4 protein-coding genes are annotated in these 5,519 nt (G+C 45.3%); 1 reads left to right on the forward strand and 3 read right to left on the reverse strand.

Annotated features, from left to right (window positions below):
• The first annotated feature begins 159 nt into the window (after window positions 1-159).
• Window positions 160-528 (forward strand): hypothetical protein, encoded by a 369-nt coding sequence (locus tag QN395_RS20850; RefSeq protein WP_323492966.1) that lies wholly within the window; start codon window positions 160-162, stop codon window positions 526-528.
• Between the two features lie 1,190 nt (window positions 529-1,718).
• Here the strand turns inward: QN395_RS20850 and QN395_RS20855 are convergent.
• From QN395_RS20855 to QN395_RS20865, 3 genes are all read right to left on the reverse strand, one after another.
• Window positions 1,719-1,952, reverse strand: coding sequence for a hypothetical protein (locus QN395_RS20855; protein WP_323492965.1), 234 nt, complete (start codon window positions 1,950-1,952; stop codon window positions 1,719-1,721).
• 518 nt (window positions 1,953-2,470) lie between these two features.
• Complete coding sequence (locus QN395_RS20860) at window positions 2,471-2,839, reverse strand: hypothetical protein (RefSeq protein ID WP_323492964.1); 369 nt, start codon at window positions 2,837-2,839, stop codon at window positions 2,471-2,473.
• Window positions 2,840-2,841: 2 nt separating this feature from the next.
• A complete protein-coding gene (locus QN395_RS20865) occupies window positions 2,842-5,388 on the reverse strand; it encodes an RHS repeat-associated core domain-containing protein (RefSeq protein WP_323492963.1) in 2,547 nt (848 codons plus the stop codon).
• Between the last annotated feature and the right edge of the window lie 131 nt (window positions 5,389-5,519).

Genomic DNA, 5,519 nt, shown 5'->3' on the forward strand with positions numbered 1-5,519 from the left:
AACGGCTGTGGAGCGAGTGCCGCCACCCAGACTACCCTGACTTAACGGTCGCCGATGTACTTGAGCATGAGCAAGCCTGTCAAACAGCATCATGCTTTTACCATGTGTCAGCACGCGAGTTTTCCGAATACATCGATCAAGAGGGGTGTCGTATCTGAATTGTTAAATATTTCCAAAGTGTTGAATTTTACAAAAAGTGGAAAATTTCTCCCGCTGATTGACACGTTATGGAACGAACCAACCACACGACGCCTCTTTGGTTATGTTCAACTGTTTGGCGGCATGGGAACGGGGGTAATTTTTGGGGAAGAATGGGATCGACCGGTTTCAGAAACATATTGTGTTGATCCACTGACTGGAGTCCATGGGTCTCCATCTTTCATTCCCACCCATCAATTTACAGAGAAATTTATGCCTTTTGATCACACCGACGTGGAGGCAGATATGCTCAATGTCATCGGACGAATTGCTGACGGCATTGCTGCTGGGGGGCACGGTGCAACACGCGTGGTAACTGAAAAGAAGTGATTGATTTTCGGCGCACGAGGAAATTATTTTTATCGACTGCAAAAATTCTTGAAGATCTCCGTTTTTTTTCTTATTTTTTGAGCAGAATGGGCCGAATTTTCCTGAATAATTCCGACTAGCTACCCTGGTTGGCAGGTGATTTTCTCAAATAACGACGTTTTTAACATTTTTTCACCATCAATTAGATACTCACACGATGGTAAGTGCCTTTTGCTTGAAATAATCTCAATAACTTCTGAAAATTATCTCACTAACTTCTGGATAAATCAGGCTGAAAACAACCAATTTGTCTCATTAACTCCTGATCGTTCACAAGTACATAAACCGAAAAAGTAACGTCACTGTTTCTGATAACACTAAGCGGACAACATCGACCACAAGAAAATATGGACGTTATCTTTTGGTCAAGACTATCTTAGCTTACTTCTGTCACTTTTCAATGTTTATTGAACAGTATTCACATTCAAAGAAGTGAGCCAGAATCGACTAACAATCGTGCTAGAGAATGCAGTGCAAACTTCAGGACGCTAAAGTAACTATTTCTCTTCATCATTGACTATTGTGACCGCACCGTCCTGATCATGCGCATTAATAGAAAGTCGTCAGGCGCAATCGTCACCAATTTCATTCCATCCGGAATGAATTGCGCAATTCGCTCGTGACCAAGTATATCGGGTGTTAAAGGGTACTCAGCGAATGGATTGTAAAAAACGTGCAGGCCATCCAGCAGGTGCTCGTAATACTCAGACTTCTTGGCGACGCGCCGCTCTGCGATGAGCCCATTATCGCTCGGATGAAAAGTCTGATAGATTTGTTGACGCGCACTCAATCTATATTTATGACGCGATCAAGCTTTTGCGCCAAATTTTGGCGCCTTCAGATGCGTGTAGCTCCTGGGCATATCTAGCGTCCTATGTCCAGTAATTGATGCGACTTCCATCAGGTCAAAACCATGTTCAAACAATCTACTTGTCCCCTCGTATTCGCAAGTCGCAATGTGTTGCGCCAAACATTCCATCACGCATTGCAGAAATTTTAACTTCCTCATGTGGTGAAATTCATTGCGCACTAAGTCCTAAAGCCACATTGGATCAACTCTGGTGGGTAGATTCCCACCCCCGATATTCCTAAAAACGTTAAGACGCATGGTTTTAGCTGATTTTTAAATGGAAACTAAATTTTTGAAAAAGTCAGATTTTTAGCTTACGGACAAAAATTTCACCTACAAAAATCAATACTAACCCCGAGAAGAATAAGTACAGCCCGGTTTCATATAAAAATTTTTGATCATCGGTTACGTAGTAAACAACACCTTTCAGGCTCAGAGGATTTCTGTTGATCGTGGATACGGATAATTGATGCTCCGAAAAAACTTTTTTTTCTTCATTTTGTGAAAGGACTGCACCCGCTAAGGCAGTGATCATTAGTAAGCATGAAACGATTCTCCAGATTCTTATTTTCATTTACATGGGCCTGTCTTTTTGAATAGATTTAATAACGCCTTAAATGGATTAAAGGAGCGGGAGACACTGGTATAAGTTGCGCCTACAATCACTGAACCTCCGACATCCTCTCCTAAGGTAAATCCGCCCCCGACTACCGTGCCATGGTCACTAGGCCCAGTAAATCCATCAATAGTGCCGCCAACTATGAATCCACCAGATGCGCTAGCGTTATAAAATACACCACTTAAATCATTTATCGTTTCAGCATTTGAACCTTGAAGAGAAAATCCGAATCCTTCGTTAAGTCCACCCCCTGCGCCTCCCCCACCGTAACTGTAAACCGCAATATTCCCGCTTGTGTCAAATGCTATGCCCGCGCCCGCGAGGCCTCCAAGCATAGGAATTGCAGCAGTTCCACCGACGCCGATCTGAACCGTAAGCAAACCACTCGGATCGACTCTTGAAACCGAGTTGCCACCAACATACCCATATATGTTCTATTTTGAATCCAATGGTTTTCCAGATATTAGTACTTTATCGACCTCCCACTTATCATTTTTCTTTGTCATGGCAACATCCACAACCACACTTCCTCCTACCCCTACAACGCGTGCGTTGAAAGCTGCCGTCCCTTCGTCCCCGTTGACCTTTTCAAAAAAGGATGAGCCGAAAGGCACTAGCTCCGCTTTTTGAAATATCCCGACAGTGGCGACCACGCCTTGAGAGCGGGCGCACCAATTCTGAAATTCAGTAAACGCCCCTCCAATAGACATGAAGTAGAATGCACCACCATAAATAAGTGCTCCCGCACAAGCAGTACCAACAAATAATTTTAGAAGGCGTTGAATGTTCAATTTGCGAATCATCTCTACTGCCTCTTTGAATAGACCGTGCACTGTGCCCCTACCGACCCATCAGCCCGAATGCCTCCCCACCAAGGGCTACTCGTAGTTCCTGATGGGCCTCCAAACTTTCCCGAATTTCCATTGGAATAATTTCTTCCTACGCCACCTTCAAGCGATCCGGTGATTGGGCCAGCGCTAAAATTCCCAGCAACAGAATCGCTAAGTACGATCCCTCCAGTTGATCGGTCCTGAATAGCCGGTCCCGGGATGCCCCCGTTGGGATCGTATGAATAGCCACCACCAAAACCAAAACCGACACGACCAGTCATGAAACCATTGCCATTATCGTTGCCAAAGGAAACTTGAAAGCCAGCGCCGAGGTATCCGCCAAACGTAAAAGACCAAAGCCCCAACGGGTCAACTCTGCTAACCGGATTCCCGCGAACATAGCTGTACAAAGAACTATCCCCACCCCCAAACCCAATCGGATCTTTGGCTGTCCAACGTCCTGCTTCGGCATCGTAATCTCTTGCGCCAAAGCGCGTCAATTGTGTGTCTCTGTCGTATAAACCACCAGCAAATCCAAATGGTTGAAACCCTGGGTTGGTGTCGTTAATGACATTACCCCATTCATCATAGTCCATGCGTTGTACGATTGTGCCGTTATCGCTATCAATGATGAGTCTTGGACTGCCCAGATGGTTTTTGATAAAGCGATAGCGTTTGCCATTTTGTTCCATGTAATCAGGTACGTTAGGACTGACGCCGTAGACAAACCGACTTTTGATATTACCTGCGTTATCCAACTCTGCTGCGGGTCTGAGTTGGTTTTCATATAAAAAGCTTTGTACTAACTGGCCGTTGACTTTTTTACCCAGACGACGGTTATTGGCGTCGATGAGGTAATCTAGTTTGGTGCCGTCGGGTAGCGTGGCTTGGGTGAGATTGCCCATGACATCATAGACATATTGGGTGGTGCTGGTGCCGATGGATTTGCTTTTACGTTCGCCATTACTTCCATGATCATAGGTGTTACTGCCCAATTGCAGGAGGCGGTCTTGGTTGTCGTAACTGGCGAGAGTGGTATTGCCGTCCGCCGTCGTTACCCCTAGACGATTGCCGTTGGCGTCGTAGCTGTAACTACGCACCAGTGCGCCGTTTTTACTGACGCTGGTGAGTTGATCAAGGTCACCGTATCCGTAGGCGTAGTTGTCTTGAATGCCGTTGATGATTTCTGTACTGGCGATGATTCTGCCTTGATTATCTCTTTGGTAGCTGACGTTGTAAATAGTGCCTGCCATTACGCTGGCTTGCTCTTGGATTAATTCACCTACGCTGTTGTAGCTGCTGTTGGTACTGACATTGTTGAGCTGGGTACCGCTGATGTTACCGGTATTAGTATCCCGCAGATAGGTCAGATACCCAGCTTGCTGGAGCAAATTGTCATTATCGTAGGCATAGCTTACTGCGTTTCCTTGCACCTGGATTTCTTTAATCAAGAAATCATTGTTGTAGACATAACTGACTGTACCGCTAATTGGATTGGTGTTGCTACCAATCCATGTTTGCGAGATTGGTAAGAACGCATCGTAGGCATACGCAATTTGTGCTCCATCGGTCTTTGTGCGTCTGATGAGTTGCCCTTGAGGTGAGTAGGTGTAAGCCGTAATGCCATCCGGTGTAGTTACGTTAGCAAGTTGGCCTGCCAAATTGTAATTCATTGCAATCGTCAAACCATCTGGTCGTTGAATCTGGGTAAGTTGTCGGTCTGCATTGTATTGGTATTGGGTTGCTCCAGCCGAGGCTAGGCTTGGTGGACCATAACTTTTTACGCCATCGAGATTATTGTAGTCAAATGTATGGATCGGTCGACCTGGTGGTGTGACGCCTATAAGATTACCGTTTAAATCATAGCTAAATGAGATCGATTGTCCGTTTGGATATTGCTGGCTAATGACACGTCCAGCCTGATCATGTTGGTAGTTTGTGGTTTTTCCACCGGCATTGGTTTGGCTGCTGACATTCCCGAAGGTGTCGTAAGCAAAACTGGCAGTTCTAGAGCCTTGCGCAACGCTAGTCACTTGACCTTGTGAATTATAGGAGTAACTCACGTCGTCCAGACCATATTGCTGTATCTTGCTTGGCTTGCCAATCGCATCGGTAAAGATTTTTTGTACACCACCGCCGGGCGACGTGGTCGTCCAAAGATTTTGAGCTGCATCATAAGTCGTTGTGGAGCTTTTGCCATTGACAATAGTAGTTTGAGCTTGGCTCGTAACACTTAAAACATCTTTAGGGTCAACCAAGTTAATTTGTCTGGTCTGACTGAATTGATATTGAAGTCCACCAGGCGTTTTTACCGTACTTTGTCCGACATATTCTGATTGGATGCCAAAGCGAGGATCATGCGCTTTGATAATACTGGTGGTCGAACCATCTGCCTCGGTGCGGAGAATTTCGCCAGTAGCTTTACGGAATTCCGTACTTGCCGTCCCATCTGCAAATGTATTAGTGCGTAAAAAATCACCGTTAGGGAAATTGTCTACTTGGTAGCGAGTAGTACGCCCCATCCCTGAGCTTTTATTGATGTAAAAGCTGGTTAAACTGAGATCAGTACGTGAGAAATGTCAAACAGCGTTCAATATTTACCACCTGTCAGCGTCCAAATTTTTCCATTTTATCGGCTTGTTCAGAACGATTT

The organism is Undibacterium sp. RTI2.2 (assembly GCF_035018705.1).
In the GTDB taxonomy this organism is placed as follows: Bacteria; Pseudomonadota; Gammaproteobacteria; order Burkholderiales; family Burkholderiaceae_D; genus Undibacterium.